Source organism: Catellatospora chokoriensis (assembly GCF_011297315.1).
Taxonomy (GTDB): Bacteria; Actinomycetota; Actinomycetes; order Mycobacteriales; family Micromonosporaceae; genus Catellatospora; species Catellatospora citrea.
This window is the reverse complement of the sequence record NZ_JAAOTI010000024.1, coordinates 107,419-128,237: the sequence shown is the minus strand read 5'-3', so window position 1 is coordinate 128,237 and position 20,819 is coordinate 107,419. Positions and strand designations below refer to the sequence as shown.

Below are 20,819 nucleotides of genomic sequence, written 5' to 3'. Positions count from 1 at the left end.
GGCGAGGTACCGGACCGGCAAGCTCTTGGCACCGAGCGTGAAGACTGATCCCCGACGCTCGTCCACGGCACGACGCTCGGCATGTTTGCAACGGAGGCGGCGCAGTCGCGTGTGCCGTTAGCCGCCGACTGCGATCTGGCGCAGAAAAGCGGCATGGGTTGTGGGTGGCCACAACCCATACCGACTAGATCTGACCGACGACCCGTCCGTCAGCCCGACGCGGACTGAACTTCCAGGCTAGGCGTGGCTGCCGCACGGTGCGTCGTTGCCGCAGTCGGCGTTGAGAGCCCACAGTTCGCGGTCGACGGTGTGGCCGGCGGCGGCGATCAGTTCCTGCGTCCGGGCCAGGACGGCAGGATTGCCCTGGTTGCCGTCGTAAGGATGGTGGTGGATGAACTCGCCCCGCAGGTCATGGCAGAGCTTTGCGTAGGTCTCGGTGTGCAGGATGAGGTTGTGCCAACCCAGGTCCACCATCCCGGACGGGGTCAGGCTCGTCCCGGGATTGCGGCCGCACGCGTCGAGGAACTCCACTGCCTGCTGCTGGATGCGCGCACACGTCGTCAGCGGCAGGTCGGGGTGGTCCTTGTGAAGCCGGGCCACGAGTGTGTCGAACATACCCTCTTCGAGCAGGTCCTTGGGATGCGTACGCACCCGGACGTCAGTTGTCGGCACCTGTCTTCTCCCTTCGATGGATACTGCTTCGTGTGATCGAGCCGGAGATGGTGAGCTAACTCCCCGAACGATCCTGTTCGACGTGCGACGGGAACCGTCACCTCGGCGATGTTTCGCAGAGCGGTCAGCGTCTTGAATCAATTACGTGCCAGATGCGTTTGGAAATCGAGATCGCCGATGCAGACAACGGCCTTGTCTACATCGGATCCGCGCTGAGATGGTCATCGCCTGCGGCGCGATCTACTGGAACGAAGTGTCGCGGCGCGGTGGGCATCGACTCGATGTCGCAGGGCGGTTTCGCGACATGCGCTCTCACACGAAGACAAGGCGTGACCGGCCGAACAGCCGCTCGAACCCAAGACTCGGCCTGGCCGACGGCGGGGACAGGTTCACTCTGGCTTGGGCAGGTCGCTGGATCCGGCCCGCGAGCGCTTGCTGGCCAGCGCCTTTGTGGCGCACTGCGTCGAGGCGGTGGATATGGTCGGTGGTCGCTCGAGTCCGAGCCGTTACTCGACCCACTGGTCATGCCTCGCGACGACGGAATCGCACGACAACGTCTGAGGGCCCGTTCTGGCGCGCCTGGTCACCGATGTGCCGCGGCCGTCGGACCAGCTGGACGCTCTGCGCCGTTGGGCAGGTCAAGGCCTCAACTGAGTGGGCGCACCAGGTCCGGAAGTTCAGCGAGCGAGTTGATGATCCAATCTGCGGTGGCGACGACGGGCGGATCTTCGGCCCACAAGTATCCCCAGGGTCCACGCCGTAGCAGGACCGTGCGCAGACCGGCCGCATGGGCCGGGACGATGTCGTTGTCCCGGTGGTCGCCCACGTAGACGATCTCGTGCGGCTCGCCGGGAGCGAACCGGGTGACACGCTCGAAGAAGCCCGGCTGTGGCTTGGCCACGCCCCATTCGCCAGAGGTCGCGATGTCGTCTACCGGCAGGTCGAGCGCGCGAAGCAGGGCCGCCGCGCGGGTGGTCTGGTTGCCTGCGATGCCGACCCACAGCCCACGAACCTTCAGTTCCCGCAAACAGGGCCGGGCGTCGGGATAGAGCTCGGCGTCGCCGATGACTTCGCCCGCCCCGGCGTCTTCACGTGCCTGGCGCTCTTTGACGAGGTCAAAGCCTGGCTTGAAGTACTGGAACGTTTCGGCGTTGTCATGGCCCTGCGCGGTCACGGCACCGAGCACTGCGGAGAAGGTGTGCCGCGGCACACCGATCCAGTCGGCCCACCGGCCGAACTCGGCGGTGTCGTCAAGCAGCGTCTCGCCCACATCGAAGACGACAGACCGGACGACCACTGTTGCCTCCATGGCGAGGGAAGTTCGTCTAGCCAGAACCCTATTCGGCTGGCGAATAGGCGCGCCGGTCCGGGCGTCGGCGATCCAGATCCAGACACTGGCGGTGTCTGCATGGCAGGTCTCGACCTTGGCTGTGTCGTCACCGTCAATGGATCTGAGGCCCTGCCGCGTCTGATGTCGCCTGCCGCGGTTGGCGCCGGGTGGGCGGGCGATCATGCCCGCCCACCCTTCCACGTTTTCGTCAGGTGGGGGAGGTCTAGGCATGGTGAACGGGCTGCTGGTGGGGACCGGCTGGTACGGGTTGCGGCGCCGTCGTGTGCTCGACGCGGTCGTGCTGTTCGCAGTGCGGCGGGACTGGCCGGACTGGCACACGCACGAGTTCGTGTCGCCGCGATTGACCGAGCAGGCAGCGGAAGCCGCCGCGGCCGCCGACTTCGCGTACTGGCGGCGTAGCCCGCTGCGGCCGCGGGTGAGCGTGGTCCGGCTGAGTGCGAACGATTTCCGGATCCACCGCCGCCGGCGCGACTGCCGGGCGCCGGACTGCCCGGTGGAGTCGTCGGCCAGGGCGGCAGCGGGAGCGCTCCGGTGACGCGGGCGACGTTGGCGCAGGGCAAACTCGGCCCGGCTGGACTGTGGATCATGGCTGTGGTGGCGTCGTCGCCGTTGACGGTCCAGGTCGGTGGCATCCCGACCATGTACGCCGCGACCGGCGTGGCTGGCGTGCCGCTGGCTTTCGTGCTCGTCGGCTGCATCCTGTTCGTGCTCGCGGTGGCCTACACCGGCGCGGCAGGACACATCCGCCACGCCGCGCCGCTTTACGCACTGATGGGCCGGGGCATATCCCCGGTGATCGGCGTAGCCGCCGGGGCGTGCGCGCTGGTCGGCTACATGGCGATTGGGACATCGCTGTACGGGCTTATCGGCCCGACGGTGGCCGGTATCGCCGGAGGCGGCCCGTGGTGGGCATGGTCTGCCGGCGCGCTGGCCGTCGTGGCCGGGCTGGGGCTGCTCGGCGGGATGAGCAGCGCCCGTTTCCTGGGGGCGCTGCTCGCCGTCGAGGTGGCAGTCATCGGCTGCTACATCGTCGCGGCCCTGGTACAGCGTCAGGGTTCGCTGACCTGGCAGCCCTTCGCACCCTCGGCGCTAGTCGTGCCCGGCATGGCCGGTGCGGTGGCGTTCGCGATGGCGGCGTTCGTCGGCGTGGAGACCGTCCCCGCCTACGCCGAGGAGGCCCGCGGCGGCAGCCCCGCAGTACGCCGGGCGATGCTCGCCGCGATCGCGTTCGGCGCGATCACCTACGCGGCGGGGGCGTGGGCGATGGCCGTTCACGTCGGTCCGGGACGCCTGGAGTTGGTCGGCTCGGATGCGGCCCTGAGCCCGCTGCAGACGCTGACCCGCGTCTTTGGCCCAGGCGTCGGCCTGCTCGCGACAGCACTGCTCGCCACCAGCGTCATCGCGGCCATCGCCTCGTTCCACGCAGCCGGATCGCGTTACCTGTTCGCGATGGCCCGCGAAGGCATCCTGCCGGCCCGGCTCGCGACGGTGAGCAAAGCCGGCGACGGCGGCACACCCGCCGCGGCATCGCTGACCCAGACCGCGCTCGCCGGCGCGGTCCTAGCAGGGTTCGCGATCCTCGGCGCGGACCCGCTGACGGTCATGTTCACGTGGCTGTCGACACTTGGCGCGGTCATGCTGCTGGCGCTGCTGGTCGCGGCCTCATGGGCGGCGCTGCGATTCTTCTCCTCCGGGCAGGGCGCCAACGACAGCGTGTGGGTGCGCCGTATCGCACCGGTCTGTGGCAGCGTCCTCGGCGCGCTCCTGATCGCGATGATGCTGAGCAACCTCGGCTCGCTGCTCGGCCTGCCACCGGGATCACGGCGCTGGCTGATCATCCCCGCGCTCGTCGCCGCGACGGCGGCCGCCGGCCTGGTCTGGGGCGTCGTCGTACGGCTGACCCGACCCTCGAGCGTCGCGCAGGTCGGCCGGATCGTCGCCGACCCGATCAGCTCCCGCGTAGCCCGCCTGGGAAGACTGGGGCTGTGACATGCGACCAGACACCCACCCCCTGACCGACCGACCCGGCCCACAGACCGCCGCACCGCAGGCAGCCCATACCCCGGACGAGACGGCACCCTACGTCGACGCGCGAGTCCAGGTCGCCGAACGGCTACGGCGGATGGCCGCCCGGTTCCGGATCAACGCCTGGGACTTGCGCTTCGCCGACCCCCTCGCCCCGCACGCCCTGGCGTACCTGTACGCCCAACCCGACCGGCGCCCCCGCATGTGGCAGGTCGGCGCCGCCTGGCAACTGTGGCTCGCCCACCCCGACGTCCGCCACCTGCCCAACCTGCTCCACGACCTGCACCAACAACTCGCCCCACGCGCGGCAGGCGACGGCTTCGACATCCGAAAAGAGCTCGCCGTCGGCCACGACGAGCACATGACCTGGGGCGACCAGGCCACCTACATGGGCGCCGCGGCCATCAGCCTCGACACCGATGCCGGCACCTGGGACCAGACCTGCAAGACCGCCACATCGTCCGCCGACCTCCCGGCCATCACCCGGGTGTTGCTGACCGACGGCACCGCCATGATCTGCCACAGCCGCTCGCGGGCACAGTTCAACGAGTTCACCGTCGAGGCCTCCGCACCGATGCAGCACGGCGCCACCTGGCCGATGTTCGACTGGGCCCAGACCGACGCCGACGTGCTACGCCGACGCGAACCCGACCGCGACGTGTTCCGGTGGCTGGGGGAGCTGACCGACACCCTCAACCGCGCCGACAACGCCCGCATCAGCGCCCTACGCTCCACCGCCACCAGCCACCGCCCGCGAGGCCACCGATGACCGCCGACACAGCACGCGACCTACGCCCGCTCTGGACCGCACTGCTCGGCCAGGCAGCTGAGCACGCCCGTACCAACATCGGCTACCCCGGCGCCACCGACATCACCCACCAGCAGCTCGCCGACCTGATGACCGGCGTCCTGCTCAACAACATCGGCTCGCCCTACGACGGCGGCCACGGCCGCAACCACACCAAAGACCTCGAAGTCGAAGTCGTCAACATCGTCGCCGACCTGTTCAACGCCCCGGCCACCCGGTGGGGGTACGTGACCGGCGGATCCACCGAGGGCACCGAACACGCCCTACTCGACGCCCGCAGACGCTTCCCCGATGCGGTCGTCTACACCTCGGCATCCGCCCACTACAAGGTCGGTGAACTGGCGGACAAACTCATGATGCCCCTGGTCGTCATCGGCACCGACGAACACGGCCGCATGGACATCGCCGACCTGTACGCCGAACTAGCCCGGCGTAGGGACCGTGCCGCCGCCATTGTCGCCACGGCCGGCACCACCATCACCGAGGCCGTCGACGACATACCGGCCATCGTCGCAGCCTGCGAGCGGCTGTCGATCACACGCCGGCGCATCCACATCGACGCCGCACTGTCCGGCCTGCCGCTGGCGCTGGTCCCGGAGGATGAAACGCCACTGGTCGACTTCAGCGTCCCCGGAGTCACCTCGATCATCACCTCCGGGCACAAGTTCCTGTCGACGCTCACACCCTGCGGGGTGCTCATCTACCGCGACCCGCCGAACGCCGCGACGACCGCCGCCGTGTCGTACACCGGCACCGCGAACGTCACCATCGGCGGCAGCCGCTCCGGCCACAGCACGCTGCTGCTGTACGCCTCTCTAGCCGGGCTGGGCCTCGACGCGCACCGGCAGCGGGTCCGGGCCTGCCGGCAGACCGCCGAGTACGCCTGCCAGCGGCTGCGTGGCATCGGCGTGGACGCATGCAGACACCCGCATGGCTTCACCGTCTATTTCCCCTCACCACCGCGGCTGCCTGAGAGGTGGATCATCCCGGGCGACGGCCGGTACCACCGGCTGATCTGCATGCCGCAGGTCACGCGCGACCAGATCGACGAACTGGTCGAGGCCTGGTCGCGGATGGTGCATCGGGTGCCCGCGCCCCGTCGCAGCCTGGCGCGCCGCCTGCTGTCCGCCGCCCCGAACGCGCAATCCCGAACAGGCGGGTAGCGAAGGCAACCACCGGATGCGACTGCGTCGGCTCCTCGCGGAGCGTGCTCCACCCGCCGGGCGCACGCGGCGCGTGCATCGCGGCCGGCCGAGCGCCGACGGCGGGGGAGAGCCGAACCTGCCCACCCCAAGCGGAGAGAACCCGATGGGTCGCAACCACATGTTCCGCACGGATCAGGGCACGGCACCCGAAGGGTGACCTGTGCCCGCGGGGAAGGGGTGTCCCCGCGCGGCCCGGATCGCAGCACCGCTTCCGCAGCCACCTCTGCGGACAGCGCGTGCGCCGCCCTACAGGGCGGACGTCGATCCGGGCCGCACCACTTCCCACGGCGCTAACAGCGAGAGAAGGAGCAGGCGAGATGATCCCATCAGTTACGGCGGCACAGCAGGCCGGCTACATGCCGCTGGTGCGCTGCGGGCTCTGCCGCCAGCGGGTTCGCGAAGTCCACCTCGAAGGTGGCCGACGTGCCCACGACTGCGGCAACGGCTGCCGCAGGCAGCCCATCGACGGCCAATGGCTCGACGACCAGATCCACCGTGCCCTGGCCGGGAAGATCGCACTGCACAGGGCTGCAGAAGCCGTCGAAGCAATCAGCGTGGGTGCAGTTGACCCCATCAGCCTGCGCGTGCTGTGGCGGCAGGTCTTCCCAGCAGGGCCGCAGCCGACCGCCACCGCGCGCCCGGCAACCGTGTTCCTACCGACGAGCCGCCGACTTTCATGATCGATAGGTCCGGACGCGAGCCGCAACGAGGCCGACTGCGTGTGCTCCGTACCCCGCACGGCATCGGCCTCGCACCGACGACCGCCGCACGGCAATGCCCCAACCGAACCCGGTCGACCTGCGCCCTCACCACACGGCCCGCACGTGAAGAGCACGCGGCAAGCTCCACCCGACAGGAGAGCAGCATGACAGACGCGGACACGCCGAGGTCCGAACCACAATCCCCGCCGGCTACGACGCTCGCAGGCGTCCAACGTGTGTTCGTCATACCGGTCACCACCGACCGCCGGCTACTCCTACTACGCCACGATGCCGGCACACACGCGTACTGGACCTACCCGACCATGCTGCGCGGCACAATGCGCACCGACACCGGCACCATCGCCCGCCGCCTCGTCCGCCAACACCTCGGCATCGAAACCGACCGAACGCACCTGCTCGGCATCCTCGAACCGACCCGCGGCCGCCCACGGTCGGCGATCTACACCGCCAACCTGACCCAGGCGGCCACCGACATCCTCGGCACTCGGGCCGCCGAAACCGGCCGAAGGCCTGCCATGCAGGCGCTCGTCGTCACCGCCGCGACCCTCGCCGCCCTTGACGTGCGCCCCCACGAGATCACCGCACTGCTGTGCGCCGGTGGCGACCCTGCGCAGTTCGCCTTGACGCTGCCGGATCTGGCATCAGGCGCAGAAGCACCGACCACGCCATGACCGAGCCCCTCCGCGGCGCCGGCGGTCGAACGCTCCGGTGCCATGCCCGACCGGGATCGGGCGTCCGCCGCAGCACGGCGCCTACCCGCTACCAGCTGAGGCGACAGGTCGCCGCGATGGCGTCGCCGCCCTCGCGATGCCCGGCCGGACGTGACTGAAGACACCGACGATGGCCGGTGACCTCCTAAAATCGATGTACAGCGATCAACTATCTCGAAGTGTCCTGCGGTCGCGACAGCGCGCCGCAACCCGGCCCAACCGCCCGACAGGAGACCCGCGTGACAGCGACCGCAACCAAGCCACCACACCAAGAAGACCACGCCGGAACCCACCCCACAGCAGAGTCCGTGCTGCCAGAACTGCGCCCGATGTGGTGGGAATCCGGCATGGGAGCCCGTGCAGCAGCCAGCCTCGGCACCGTCGCGATCCAACTACCACGTCTGATCGCGACGGCGCTCGCCATCGCCTGGCGCGCCGACCGCACCCGCACCCTCACCGTCGGCCTCGCCACCGTCGTAGCCGGAGTGTCGGCGGCATTCGGACTGCTCGCCACACAGAAGGTCCTCATCGGGCTACTCGCCGCAGGCCCCACGCCACAGCGGGTCACCTCCGCCCTCCCCGCGCTGATCATGGTCGCGGCAGCTGCGGCTGTTCGTGCCGGCGTTGGCATTGTCATCGGCTACGCCCAGAGCGGCCTGGCACCCCGAATCGAAGCAGAGGTCCACCGGCGACTACTGGAGACCACCAGCCTCGTGGAACTGGCAGCCTTCGACGAGGACGCGTTCGCCGACGACATGGAACGCGCCTCGCGTGGGACCAACGCCGCCGTGTTCCTGGTCGACGGCGCCTTCGCCCTGATCGCCGGACTGACCGGGCTGCTGTCGGTCGCCGTCGCGGTGATCGTCATCCACCCGCTACTGCTACTGGCGCTGCTCGTCGCGACCGCACCGACCGCATTCGCGTCCCTGCGCGCGGGCCAGCAGCGCTACCGCACCTACCTGGCCGGGTCGGTCCGTAGGCGTCGGCTCAACCTCATCCACCAACTGATGGCCGACCGCAAGCCCGCCCCCGAACTGCGCACCTACGGGCTACGCGAGTTCCTACTCGGCCAATTCGACCGGGTCATGACCGCCGAAACCCGCATCCAACTCGACCTCGCCAGGCAAGTGACCACCACCACGACGATCGGATCGGTGACCTCCGGCATTGCGACCGGTGCGGTCTACGCGCTGCTGGCATGGCTGCTACTGCAGAACAGCCTCCCACTGTCGGCCGCGGCCACCGCCGTCATCGCGCTGCAAGCCGCATCACGGTCACTGGCGACCGTCACGTTCCAGGTCGACCGCCTCTACACCGAAGGCCGACACTTCAACGACTACGCCGAGTTCATGACCCGAGCCGCCGCCGAGATCCCCGATACCACCGGCGCGAGCAACGCCGGTCCGCTGCAGGAACTGCAGTTGCATGCGGTGACCTTGAGCTACCCCGATCGGGACACCCCGGCCGTCGACCACGTCACCCTCACTATCCGCGCAGGTCAGACCGTGGCGTTCGTGGGGGAGAACGGCTCAGGCAAGACAACCCTCGCTGCGCTCATCGCCGCACTACGCACCCCATCCAGCGGACACATCACCTGGAACGGCACCCGGCTGACAGACCTCGACCCAGCGGCCTTCCGCAACCGGATCGCGGTCGTGTCCCAGGACTTCCACAAATGGCCGTTCACCGCCGCCACCAACATCGGCATGGGCGACACCGTCAACCTGCCCGACCGCGACCGCATCGAAGCCGCCGCACGCCTGGCCGTGGCCCACGACATGATCGAAGAACTGCCCCACGGCTACGCCACACTGCTCGACCGGACCTTCGCCGACGGCCAAGACCTCTCCGGCGGCCAATGGCAGCGCATCACCGCCGCCCGCGGATTCCTACGCCACAGCGACCTGCTCATCATGGACGAGCCGTCGTCAGCGCTCGACCCGCGAGCAGAAGACGCACTCTTCCAGGCCATCCGCGACCGGCAGGGCCACGCCACCACCATCCTCATCACGCACCGGCTCGCTAACGTCCGTCACGCCGACGTCATCTACGTCCTGGACCACGGCAGGCTCGTCGAAGCAGGCTCCCACGACGAGCTCATCGCCGCCGCCGGCCGCTACGCCGAACTCTTCACGATGCAGGCGCGCGGTTACGGCGAGCAGCAGAAGTAGCCGAGCTAGTGAGGTCCACCCTAGGGTGGTAGGCCACCGCGATGACCGCCGAGTACATCCCGCCGGCGGTGCCCTACTGGCCACTGCGTCACCACAGACGTCGGCCCGGTGCCGATACTCCCGCCGGCCCGTATCCGATCCGAGCCGCCGGTCGGCGGCCCCGGCAACATGGATCGACCACAACCCGAACGATCTCCCAAGGTGGAACCCGGCAATGATCGAACCCGGCCTCGAATCCCAGCTTCGCGCGCTCGCCGACGGCCGCCGGCAGGCACTCGACCGCGTCACCACTGCGGCCCGCGAGAACGATGCTGCTGCCCTGCTACTCATCGGGTCGTTGGGCCGCGGCGGCGGCGATGCGTTCAGCGACCTCGACCTCATTGTCGTGCCCGGTCCGAGCTCGCCGGCCATCGACCCGATCGCGTTGTTCGGCGACGTGATCCTGGCCAGCCTCGACGTTCCACGCAATGCCCCCGCCGGTGGCGCCTACCACGGACTGTGCCTTGCGGTCGCGGACGCCGTCCTATGGCTGGATCTGTACACATGGCCCGCTGAGACCGCCGCCCTACCCGCCGACGCGACCGCGGTCTTCGACCACATCAACCTGCCACACAGCGACCTGGCATTCATCCCACTGATCACCAAACATGCGGTGCCCGGCGCTCCAGCGCATCCGGACAACGACGCGACCCGGCTACTCCGCATCGCGGTCGCGGCCAAGTACCTTGCCCGCGGCGACCTCGCCCGCATCATCGACAAACTTCCCGCCGCACAAGGGTGCGATCTCGACGCAGTGCCCATGTTGCTGCACGAGCTACTCGACGGCGTCGACGACCCCGACCTGGCCCATGCGGTCTCCGCGACCGCGGCACTGATAGACCTCGCCGAAGCCACCGCTGCCTGATCTCGATCAAGGTCGAGCAGAAGAGCCCGACGCAGCACCGTCTCAGTCGGCTCACCCCCACGCGTATGGGGACCAGGCTTCGCGACCTCCAGCCTTTTGGGAGATCTTGGAGTAGTTCCACCTTGAACTCTACGAGAGGCTCACACACAAATGATCTGACACGGCCGATGCGACCGCTTGGGCTGCAGGGGTACACGGGCCGAACCTGCACACCGACCGATGCCACAGGGAGTCTCGATGATCAAACCTAACCTCGAGATCCGGTGAGAGGGTCTGTGCAACAGGCGGCTCTGACTCAAGTCCGGTGGCGACGGAAAATGCTGACTCTCTCGGATCAGGGTCTGAGCTGCGTCCTTTGTGATGCTTTCGGGGAATCGACCATATGTGGGCTGGTCGGTTCCCGGCGCAGCCGGATGCTCCACCGGGTCATGGTCCACCGCGGCCGCAAAGGCGAACCGAAAGGCTTCCGCGAACCCGCCTTCGCCGCCCTGCTGGACGCCGCCCATCAGCAACTCGACGCCCCGATCGTGCTCGTCTGGGATGGCCTGAACTCCCACAAGAGCGCCGCGATGCGCGAGCTGATAGCCGCCCGGCCGTGGCTGCGCGTCTACCAGCTGCCCGCCTACGCCCCTGACCTCAACCCTACCGAGAACGTGTGGTCTAACCTGCGCCGCAGGCTAGCCAACATGGCTTCGGCACCGCGGTCGAACTCGCCCGCAAGGCCAAGACCAGCCTCAAGCGCATGCAGTACCGCCACGACCTCGTCGACGGGTTCCTCGCCGCCACCGGCCTGTCACCGCCGTAACCCATTCCAGCGACACCAGCCCAGACCCTGATCCGTGAAAGTCAGTAGTCTACGGATCATGGCTTTGCGACCTGACGAGTTCTACGCCCACATGCTCGCTGCCGTGGACGGTGAGCGACGGCTCCCGCTGGCCCGGATGACCGGATGGGACATCAGCCCGTTCGAACAGGACGGGCTGCGGGTCACCCCGCTGCGGCCGCCGGTGCTGCCCGAGCCGCCGCGCCAGGGCCAGGATCCGGCCGACTGCAATTCGTGCGGCCGCCGGGACCAGGGGATCTGGTTCGACGACCACTGGCGGCTGACCCGGATCACCGGGGTCGGCGTGCCGCTGGTCCTGATGCTGCACCCGCGTGCCCACCACGACATGGAGGACCTGCCCGACGATCTGGCGGCGGAGCTGGGACGGCTGAACACCCACATCGCCCGCCACGTTGGGGCGCTGCCCGGAGTGTCCCGGGCTCACGTGCACCGCTTCGGCGACGGCGGCGCGCACCTGCACATCTGGTTCTTCGCCCGCCCGGAGGGGCAGGCCCAGTTCTTCGGATCGTGGCTGATTGTCTGGGACGACCTGCTGCCCGAGTACCCGGCCGACGTCGCCGAAGCCGACGCGCAGCTCGTCGTCGACGCGCTGATCGCCTCCTACGGCGGCCGCCGCACGCCCTGACGCGGATGTTGTAGCCCCTATGCCAACAATGGAACCGACCAGCCCGCGCACGGTCGATTCCCCGAAAGCATCACAAAGGACTCAGTGCAGACCCTGATGCGAGAGAGTCAGTAGCACGCTACCCGTACGAGATAAGAATTCTCGTGGACTCCGTCTGAGACTGCATCGCTACTGCGGATCCACCGAACCCTCATAGATGAACTCTTGAGTGCCGTCGTAGTTACGGAGATTGTTGATCACCATCAGTAGATCTTTGCAGCGATTCTTGACAGAATTCTCGGCTTTGATCACGGAGTTCAGTTCAAGTACAAGCTGCGTCTGGAGCCTGACGACGTTGTTGTTGTCCGCGACTGAGGCTCCCGTGTACTTGAATCCTTGAAGAAGTTGGGCAAGTGTGCAGTGAAAGTCGAAGCTGAACTCCTGCAGTCGATAGCGTCACAATTTCCATCTCCTCGGGCAGCAGTGCCAGATGGAGGAAAGTATGGAACGCTACTCCCTTGCGAGTGGGTTCCTGGCTACGCTGGATCGTCAGCTTCATCTCTGTCCATCCTTGACTGTCAACCGTCGGCGTCGGCCCGAACGGCGGCGGGATGTTTGCTCCGCCAATCCTCGACAAACATTAACGGAGGTCGCTGACCATGCATGACCGACTTTCGTATTGATCAATTGCCTAGTCGGATCGGTATCCCTGGCTTCAAGGCAGAGCGGTACCTGCACCTGGTGGGGGCGCACGTAGCAGCAGCCCGGCGGTGGTCATGCGGCGTCAGCTGCACGCCGAGCGCGGGCAGTAACTGGTGACCGACGGTGGCATGCCCGTGGCGGTGACGCGCCGAGTACTGCAGATCGCGACCCACGACCCGGACGCGACTGCTAACAGCGCAGACCCGCCGAGGCAGACCCCGGCTGAAGCACGCGGACCAATCGAACGGCAGTTTGCCAACGTCATCAACCGCCACCTCGCCAAATACCAGCAACGGGTGGTTGCTTCAGCGTGTCGACACATGGAGACGTCATCGAGTTCGAGACCATCCTGACCCCCACCGGCCGGCCAGGCCACATGACCACATCCGTCACCCATCGGTGCAGCAGCAGACCCCCCTCGAACCACGGCCGATGGCGGCACATTGGGTCACCGCTGGTATGGCCAGACCCCAGACCGGCGCGGCCAGTGACTCTGTCGGGTATCCGCCAGCCGCGGTCCATCGACAGCTGTGCTGCAGTGACTACAGTCCTGGCAGTGACGGACTCCACAGGGACGATGCCGCAGATGATGCCTGAGCAGCATGACGACGCACCTCTGACGGACCACCGCATGGCCCTGGCACGGGAGTGGGACGACCTTGTCGAACAGGTACGGGCACTGGAGGGTTTTGAGGATTTCCTGCGCCCCCCGCCGCTGGAGAACCTGCTGCCCGCCGCAACGAACGGACCTGTCGTCATCGTCAACGTCAGCCAGCGGCGCTGCGACGCACTCATCCTCAGCGCCGACGAGATGACGACCCGGGAACTGCCCGATCTAACCGCCGCCGACGCCGCTGCCTGGACGAACCGATACCTGAACACGCTGCGCGACGTCGAGCGGGCGGCCGAACGGCCCGCACTGGCCGGGCCAGATGACCCGATGGCGCTCACGCAGGCCCGCCAGCACTTGGCCAAAACCCGCCGCGCCGCCGAGGTCATGTTGCGAGAACTGCTCGCCTGGCTGTGGCGAGCGATCACCGAACCGGTGCTGGTGCAGCTGGGAATCCTCGGGCCGCCCACTGGCGGCGCGGCCTGGCCCAGGCTGTGGTGGTGCCCCACCGGCCCGCTGACGCTGTTGCCGTTGCATGCCGCCGGACACCACGACACCGACGACGGCCAGCATCGCACCGTGATCGACCGGGTCGTGTCCTCCTATACCCCTACGGTGCGGGCGCTGGTCGAAGCCCGCAAACCGCACGCCGAGGAACTGGCGCGAGCCGATTCGCTGCTGGTCGTCTCCCAAGGCGACGCTCCGGGCCAGCCGCGCCTGCCCGGGGTCGACCGCGAGGTCGCCATGATCGAGAGCCTCATTCCGGCCGCCAGGCGCACTGTACTGGCCGGAGCGGCGGCGACGCTGGCGGCGGTGCAGGAAGAGTTGACCCAGCACCGGTGGGTGCACTTCTCGTGTCACGGCACGCAAGACCTCGCGGATCCTTCCGAGGGCGGACTGCTGCTGCGCGACGGCATCCTCACCATCGCCGACATCACCTCCCGGCAGTACTTCGCCGAGTTCGCTTGCCTATCCGCATGCAAGACCGCTACTGGCGGGGTCAGCTTGCTCGACGAGGCGATCACGCTGGCCGCCGCACTGCACTACGCCGGCTACCGGCACGTGATCGGGACGTTGTGGTCGGTCTATGACTCGGCCGCCACCGACCTGTTCCAGACCGTGTACACCGCCATGGCCGTGGACGGGCGCCTTCACCCGCAGCGAAGCGCCATAGCCCTGCACCAAGCGACGCGAGCACTGCGTGACACCAACCGGACCCGGCCGAGCGCCTGGATCCCGTTCACCCATACCGGGCCGTGACGACAGGAGGACCAATGCCGACCACCGCGGACCAGGCCGAATTCAGGTACGAACACCGCACCCAGCCGTCGTACACCGAGCATGTCGCGACCACGTTCGAAGCCGAGACCAGCGACGAGTCCGTGGTTCTACACGGCTCGTGCCCGCGATGCGGCCACGTCATGGAGTACCTGATCGACGACGATGTGGTCAGATCCAGCCGAACGATCACTACGGACACCCCAGGCGCTGAGCCGTCCACCGCCGGTGCGATCAGTGAGCACATGGCATGCATGTGCGACATGGAACACTCAGGCAGGCCGGAGGGTTACCGCGGCTGTGGCGCACACTGGTATCTGCAGGTAACCAGATGACGGTCAAGCTGACCCCAGTGCAGCGGAACGACCTAGGCGATGTCGGTATCGTCCAGGCCACCCAGCGGCTGCACCGCGAAGCACTGCCGAAGGTCAGGGGCAACGCGATGGCCTGGCGAAACGGCCTCGCCGGACTGCTGGCAGGGCTGCTTGGATTCAGTCTGCTCAAGGGTCAGGACGACATCACCAGGCTGACGACCCCGTGGGCAGTCGCAGTCGGCCTGCTGCTGCTCGGCGCGTTCGTCGTCGGCGGAATCGGCGCCATGGGGCTGCTGTGGGCCGCGCACGGCCGCCCCAAGGTGATCAAAAGGACCGAGGTCCGCTCGGGGCTGGCCGCCGACCGCGCCGAAGCCGTCGCGGCTCTGCGCTCGCTGCGGTGGGGGATACGGCTCACTGTCGCATGCGCCATGCTGATCACCGCGGCGGTTGCGACGACCTGGTACGGCCCGACCACCGGTGCGCCGGAGCTCGAGGTGACGCTGCCGTCAGGACCAGTCTGCGGCTCGGTGGTCCGGGTCGAGGGTGGGGTCCTCACCTTGGCCACGACTGCCGGCGAGCGGCACATGTCGCTGGCCGAAGCAGTCGGCATGCACGCCGTCGAAAAGTGCTCAGGATGATGCAAACGGACGCTGGGTTATCCCAGGCGGTACTTGCGCGCCGCGTCAACCAGCGCAAGAGCCTGCTGAGCCGGGTCGCGGGCGAGCACACGCGCCAGAACGAGGTCCTGGTCAATGTGTGCGACGCCGAACTGCGGACCGGCGGCCCGCTGGCGTGGCTGGTTGACCACTCACCCCGCCAGCGGCCACGGTGCCGGTCCCAAATCCGGTTGATCTCCCCGAGCCGGCGGAGGTCTTCCTCGGCAGAGACCAGGAGCTGGCGGCCAATAGCGCCGTGGTGCATGCGGGCGCATCCGTCGGCACAGGGCGGATCGTGGCCGTGTCGGGTCCCGCGGTGCCGGCAAGACCGACCGGCAAAGCCATGCCGTCACCAGGCCGCACGACGTGCCTTCCGGCTGTACCCCCGGGCGGGCGACGATGGTCGGCTAAGCCAGGGCCGGCTGGGCATCATTGGTGGCGTCCGGACGCAGACCCGGTCGATCCGGCCAACACCGGCGAGAGGGCGATCCGGTGACTAATGCCAGCGCAGATCCCCACGAGCTGGTACGCCTTGGCCGGTTCGCCGAGGCCGTCCCGGCTTTCGAGCAGCGGTACGCCCAGGCCCTAAGCAACTTCGGCGAGATCTACCCGGCCACGCTGACGGCTGCAAACGACCTCGGATTCGCCCACATCATGGCCGGTCAGCCGATGGCGGCGGTCGGTATCCTCGCTCGTACGCTTGCCGGCCGACGGCATATCTCGGGGGAACGGAACCGAGAAACGCTAACCGTGATGGTGAATCTGGCCCAGGCACTCATCGGTGCCGATCAGGCAACGGTGGCTATCGAGTACCTGGAGCGGGCCAGTCACCTTTGTCGAGAGGTGCTGGGGCCAGCCGATCCGATGACGCTGACCGCGGAGAACAACCTAGCCGAGACGTATGTGGCGACCCTGCGGGTAGCCGAAGGCCAAACGCTGCACGAGCACGTCCTGGCTGTCCGCAGCCAAATACTCGGCGCGGACCATCGCGACACACTCACCTCCGGCCACAACTTGGCCTCCGCATACGAGGCTGGCGGGGACTATCCGCGGGCCATCGAGCTGCTGCAGGAAACAATCGCATCACTGGAACGAGCACTCGGACCGGACCATGTAGACACCCTGTCCACGCGCAACAATCTGGCCACGCTGTACCACACGGCTGGCCGCTACCCGGAAGCGATCGCCCTACATGAGCGGACCTGGGCCGACCGGGAACGGGTGCTCGGGGAAGCCCACATGCACACGCTCAACTCGGCAAACAACCTGGCCGTGGCGTACTTCGACGCCGGCCGGAACAACGACGGCCTGGCCGTATTCGAACGGGCCCAGGCAATCTGCCAGGGTTCGCTCCCACCCGACCATCCGACCCGGCGGAACTTCGAAGCTAACCTGCGGGCCGCGCGGGAGACAGCGAGCGGAGGATCGAAAAGGTGACCACGCCACAGCCAGGCGGCTACGACGCCGACACCTACTTCGCCCAGGCAATGGAGCGGGCCCGCGCCGGCGAATCGGACAGCGCGGCCGAACTCTTGCAGAAGGGAAGCGACCGTGGGCACGGGCCATCGGCGTTCCTATTGGGCGCGTGGTTCAAAGACGCTGGGCGGCTCGGCGAGGCCGAGGTCCAGTACCGGCGGGCGCTTTCCAGCCAGGGTCTTTCCACCGAGATGGTGGCAGCCTCGGAGCTGAGCCTGGGCTACATCCGGGCCCGGACGGGCGACGACGCGGGGGCTGAGCAGTACTACCGGTCGGCCGAGCGACACGGTAACCCGGATGCGACATTCAACCTCGCCAACGTTCTGAACCGTACCGGTCGGGCGGCCGAAGCCGAGGCGGCCTACCGGCGGGCCGTGTTGGCCGGGCACCCCGACGCCGCGTTCAACCTGGCTGACATCCTGGTCGAACGAGGTGAGGCCGAAGCAGCCGAACCGCTGCTGCGGCAGGCGGCAGTTGGCGGCATCACCGATGCATATAACGCCTTGGCCAAGATCCGGCTCGGCTTCGATGACGTCGCGGGGGCCGAGAACCTGCTCCGGACCGCGGTAGCGGCAGGCGACGACGATGCCGTCTTCAACCTGGGCATCGTCCTGCTGGTCCGGGGGGCCCTTGACGAGGCCGAGCACTGGTTGCGGCAGGCGCAGGCGGCCGGGCATCCGGAGGCGTCGCAGTACCTCGAACAAATCCGCACGACCCGGATGTCCTGATCATCGGAAGGAGCAAGCGTGTCGAACGAGCGGCCCTCACCCCATCCGGACGATGCTCCGGAAGACGCCACGGCGGCGATCACGGAGCGGCTCCGCGGCCTAATCGAGGCGTATGTCGCCGGTGGTGACGCCGGATGGATTCTGTCGCCCGACGCCGTCTCGCTGTGCCAAGCCGCAGTCCTGAAGGCCATTTCCGACGGTCTAACCAACGCGGATGCCGAGCTGCTCCGGCTGGCCGGCTGGCTATGCTGGTTCCGCCACGAGGCGCTGACCAATGTCGGTGACGGAACCGGAGCCGATCGGGAGCTCGGAGACTCCGTGCGGCTATTCCTCGTGCTGGACCTCGTGCGGCCGGATCTCGTTCCCTCGGGTCATCGGAGATACCTCGACCGGCTGCGATCCGACGGTGCCCTGCCCGACCTAGCCTACCGGGAGCGCGAACTAGCCGAGGTCCTGCTCGGCCCAGCCACAGCAGACCCGTCCACGCTCGACGCGGCCATCGAACTGGTTCGGAGCTCCATCGAACACGGTGGGCAGAATGGCATTGACGGATGGAACGCCCTCATGCGAGCACTGTGGCGACGCTATCGTAATGCGGCCCGGGTCGCCGACCTGACGGCGGTCGTCGAGGCGGCCGAGCGAGTGCTGTCTCTCGTCGACCCGGTCGGCCGGACCACCGCACTGACCCAGGTCGGCGTGGCGGAACAGATTCGCCACGGCCGGACCGGCTCCATGGCCAGCCTGGCTCGCTGCATCGAGGTCCTGTCTGAGGCGCTGGCACTGACAGCGACGGACAGCCCAGCCCGAATAGGCCTGCTCGTCGAACTGGGCATGGCCTTACGCGCCCGGGGCGCCCGGGCCCGCAGCCTCGACGACATCAGTCGGGCGGTGGCCCTGACCCGTGAGGCGTTGGTCCAGCCCGGCATCGACGCCAGCGAACAGGCCAGCGCGCTCTCCATGCTGGGTCTTGCGCTGTGCGCGCGGTACGAACTGGCCGGCCGCGCTGAGGACCTCGACGAGGCCATCGCGGTGGCGCGCGAGTCGGTGGCTATCGACACCGATGCGGACCGCAGTGTCCGGATCGGCAACCTCGGTCTGGTACTCAGCACGCAACACCATCATTGCCGGAACACCGATGATCTCATCGAGCTGGTGGGCGTCGCCCGGTTGGCGGTCGCGACGGCCGGAACCGCGCACCAGCAAGGCGTCGCTCAGGGGCAGCTGGCGGTCGCCCTGACCCGGCAGGCCGAGGCCAGCGGAGGCCTTGCCGATCTCAACGAAGCGATCACTGCAGCCCGAGCCGCAGTAGCTGCCCTGATCGACCATCAACACCGGCCATATTATCAACATGACCTCGCCAAGGCGCTGTACGAGCGGTACCTGCGGACCGGGAGCGCCGAGGATATCGACGAGGCGATCGACGTGAGCCGCGCTTCCGTCGCGGCCACCGATTCCGATGACCCATATCGGGCGATGCGACTGTCAGGCCTGGTAGGCCCATTGGAGAGCCGCTATCACCTGAACAACCAGTTCGGTGACCTACTGGATGCGGTCGCGGCGGCCGAGGAATCCGTCTTGTGCTCCCGGGCGTCCGCCCCAGAGTACGCGGGCCTGTTGAGCAATCTCAGCGGCGCTCGTCGCACACTGGCGGAGCACACCGGGCAGGTCGCCGATGCAGACGCTGCACTGCGGACGGCGGCGCGAGCTTTGGAGATCAACTCCCATTCGCCCGGGCGTCGGCACGTACACCTGAGGAATCTGGCCGCCTGCCACACGGTCCGGTTCCGGGCGACCGGCGAGCGCGCAGATCTCGGCCGAGCGATCGAGATGCTCCGGGACGCGCTTGCCGAACCATCCATTACAGAATCAGATCGCTGTACGCTGCTGTCGGACCTCGGCCAACGCCTGATCGAACGATACGAGGCCGCGCCCGACGATGGTGGCCCCGCACAGATCTCTGACGGCATCGCCGCCTGCCGCGAGGCCGCCAGGATCGCCGGTGCACCTGCCGGCGACCGGCTCCGTGCGGCCGCTCGCTGGGGTGCGGCCGCCGAGCGACACAGGTTGCCCGACGCAGCCGCCGGGTACGCCGCTGTGGTGAAGCTGCTGCCAGTTGCGGCATGGCATGGCCTGGATCGGCCGAGCCAAGAAAGGCAGCTGATGACATGGGGCTCCCTGGTCACCTTGGCCGCCGCCTGGTCCTTCGACACCGGGAGCCCCGACGATGCCCTCGAACTGCTCGAGCAGGGCCGCGGTGTGATGTGGACCCATCAGCTTGGACGGCGAACTGACCTGGCGGCGCTGCAGGCGGTGCGGCCCGATTTAGCCGACCGGCTGAATGCCGTCCGTATTGAATTGGACGTCCCGCGTACAAGTTTCGCGGATCGCGTCGGCCGAGCCAATTGGCCCACATAGACGGGGGTCTGCAGCTGTAGCCTGTCGGCTTCGCCATGTCGGCGACCGTCACAAGAAGACACTAAATGAGGGTGACCGCGGCTGGCGAACGGACGTGGTTGCACAAACGGCCCACACTCACCCAGCGACCTGTCCGGCATGAGCGTTAGCAGTCGACCGAAAGGATGAACATGTCTTTCTTTTCGAGACGAAAAGCCAAGCTTCCGAACTTCGCGGGCGTCTTACTGGAGGATTTGCTGGTCGATCCGACATGGGGCGAGCCTCTGGCCGGGGCTGGAATCTTCCCCGCTTCATGTGATCTGGTGCGACGAGTGGACAACGCGATGGTGGCATCGCCGCATCATTCATTTCGCGGCGGCATGCCTTTTCTGTCAGGTGGGCCGGCAGTCGTCCTAGTACAGGCCCAGCGGCTGGCCATTGCGCTGCCGGACGAGAGAGAAGTCCTCGTATTGACTCAACCTGCGAATAGAGGTCGGCTTATGCTCACCAGGTTTGGCGCGGTCCAGATCGTATTCGGCGCAGACGGTTCTGTGGACGGCTGGACATTCCCCGACATGAAGGTCGGCACCCCCGACGGAAGAGACTTCGGCAACGCTCTTCAACAGTACGTGGTTAGCGGCTGAC

19 protein-coding genes are annotated in these 20,819 nt (G+C 67.7%); 17 read left to right on the top strand and 2 right to left on the bottom strand.

Annotated elements, in window-relative coordinates:
• Positions 1–237: 237 nt before the first annotated feature.
• Complete coding sequence (locus HAV39_RS30520) at positions 238–672, bottom strand: glycine-rich domain-containing protein (protein ID WP_191842624.1); 435 nt, start codon at positions 670–672, stop codon at positions 238–240.
• A gap of 646 nt (positions 673–1,318) precedes the next feature.
• On the bottom strand, positions 1,319–1,981 hold the full coding sequence (locus HAV39_RS30515; protein WP_191842645.1) for an HAD family hydrolase: 663 nt from the start codon (positions 1,979–1,981) through the stop codon (positions 1,319–1,321).
• Positions 1,982–2,231: 250 nt separating this feature from the next.
• On the opposite strand from HAV39_RS30515, the gene HAV39_RS30510 reads away from it, so the two are divergent.
• The 17 genes from HAV39_RS30510 (at position 2,232) to HAV39_RS30430 (ending at position 20,818) form a co-directional block, all read left to right on the top strand.
• On the top strand, positions 2,232–2,558 hold the full coding sequence (locus tag HAV39_RS30510; protein ID WP_191842623.1) for a hypothetical protein: 327 nt from the start codon (positions 2,232–2,234) through the stop codon (positions 2,556–2,558).
• Positions 2,555–4,012: an APC family permease gene (locus HAV39_RS30505; protein ID WP_191842622.1), complete on the top strand. Its 1,458-nt coding sequence runs from the start codon at positions 2,555–2,557 to the stop codon at positions 4,010–4,012. The genes HAV39_RS30510 and HAV39_RS30505 overlap by 4 nt, the downstream gene beginning before the upstream one ends.
• Position 4,013: 1 nt before the next feature.
• Positions 4,014–4,817 carry a hypothetical protein gene (locus tag HAV39_RS30500; protein ID WP_191842621.1) on the top strand — a complete coding sequence of 268 codons (804 nt, stop codon included), beginning with the start codon at positions 4,014–4,016 and terminating at the stop codon, positions 4,815–4,817.
• Positions 4,814–6,019 carry a pyridoxal-dependent decarboxylase gene (locus tag HAV39_RS30495; RefSeq protein WP_191842620.1) on the top strand — a complete coding sequence of 402 codons (1,206 nt, stop codon included), beginning with the start codon at positions 4,814–4,816 and terminating at the stop codon, positions 6,017–6,019. Before HAV39_RS30500 ends, HAV39_RS30495 begins: the two co-directional genes overlap by 4 nt.
• A gap of 398 nt (positions 6,020–6,417) precedes the next feature.
• On the top strand, positions 6,418–6,741 hold the full coding sequence (locus tag HAV39_RS30490; RefSeq protein WP_191842619.1) for a hypothetical protein: 324 nt from the start codon (positions 6,418–6,420) through the stop codon (positions 6,739–6,741).
• A 257-nt stretch (positions 6,742–6,998) separates the two neighbouring features.
• On the top strand, positions 6,999–7,454 hold the full coding sequence (locus HAV39_RS30485) for a hypothetical protein (RefSeq protein ID WP_191842618.1): 456 nt from the start codon (positions 6,999–7,001) through the stop codon (positions 7,452–7,454).
• 386 nt (positions 7,455–7,840) lie between these two features.
• Positions 7,841–9,664 (top strand): ABC transporter ATP-binding protein, encoded by a 1,824-nt coding sequence (locus HAV39_RS30480; protein ID WP_239120642.1) that lies wholly within the window; start codon positions 7,841–7,843, stop codon positions 9,662–9,664.
• A gap of 214 nt (positions 9,665–9,878) precedes the next feature.
• Complete coding sequence (locus tag HAV39_RS30475; RefSeq protein WP_191842617.1) at positions 9,879–10,568, top strand: nucleotide exchange factor GrpE; 690 nt, start codon at positions 9,879–9,881, stop codon at positions 10,566–10,568.
• A 317-nt stretch (positions 10,569–10,885) separates the two neighbouring features.
• Positions 10,886–11,404, top strand: a complete 519-nt coding sequence (locus HAV39_RS30470; protein ID WP_342355591.1) for a transposase — start codon at positions 10,886–10,888, stop codon at positions 11,402–11,404.
• 27 nt (positions 11,405–11,431) lie between these two features.
• Positions 11,432–12,037 (top strand): HIT family protein, encoded by a 606-nt coding sequence (locus HAV39_RS30465; RefSeq protein ID WP_191842616.1) that lies wholly within the window; start codon positions 11,432–11,434, stop codon positions 12,035–12,037.
• Between the two features lie 1,237 nt (positions 12,038–13,274).
• On the top strand, positions 13,275–14,588 hold the full coding sequence (locus tag HAV39_RS30460; RefSeq protein ID WP_191842615.1) for a CHAT domain-containing protein: 1,314 nt from the start codon (positions 13,275–13,277) through the stop codon (positions 14,586–14,588).
• Positions 14,589–14,602: 14 nt separating this feature from the next.
• Positions 14,603–14,941: a hypothetical protein gene (locus HAV39_RS30455; protein ID WP_191842614.1), complete on the top strand. Its 339-nt coding sequence runs from the start codon at positions 14,603–14,605 to the stop codon at positions 14,939–14,941.
• Positions 14,938–15,558 carry a hypothetical protein gene (locus HAV39_RS30450; RefSeq protein ID WP_191842613.1) on the top strand — a complete coding sequence of 207 codons (621 nt, stop codon included), beginning with the start codon at positions 14,938–14,940 and terminating at the stop codon, positions 15,556–15,558. The genes HAV39_RS30455 and HAV39_RS30450 overlap by 4 nt, the downstream gene beginning before the upstream one ends.
• Positions 15,559–16,068: 510 nt before the next feature.
• Complete coding sequence (locus HAV39_RS30445) at positions 16,069–17,013, top strand: tetratricopeptide repeat protein (RefSeq protein WP_191842612.1); 945 nt, start codon at positions 16,069–16,071, stop codon at positions 17,011–17,013.
• On the top strand, positions 17,010–17,780 hold the full coding sequence (locus HAV39_RS30440; protein ID WP_191842611.1) for a tetratricopeptide repeat protein: 771 nt from the start codon (positions 17,010–17,012) through the stop codon (positions 17,778–17,780). Before HAV39_RS30445 ends, HAV39_RS30440 begins: the two co-directional genes overlap by 4 nt.
• An 18-nt stretch (positions 17,781–17,798) precedes the next feature.
• On the top strand, positions 17,799–20,195 hold the full coding sequence (locus HAV39_RS30435; RefSeq protein ID WP_191842610.1) for a tetratricopeptide repeat protein: 2,397 nt from the start codon (positions 17,799–17,801) through the stop codon (positions 20,193–20,195).
• Between the two features lie 170 nt (positions 20,196–20,365).
• The gene (locus HAV39_RS30430) at positions 20,366–20,818 is read left to right on the top strand and encodes a hypothetical protein (protein WP_191842609.1); all 453 of its coding nucleotides are present in this window, start codon (positions 20,366–20,368) and stop codon (positions 20,816–20,818) included.
• The last annotated feature ends 1 nt before the right edge of the window (position 20,819 follow it).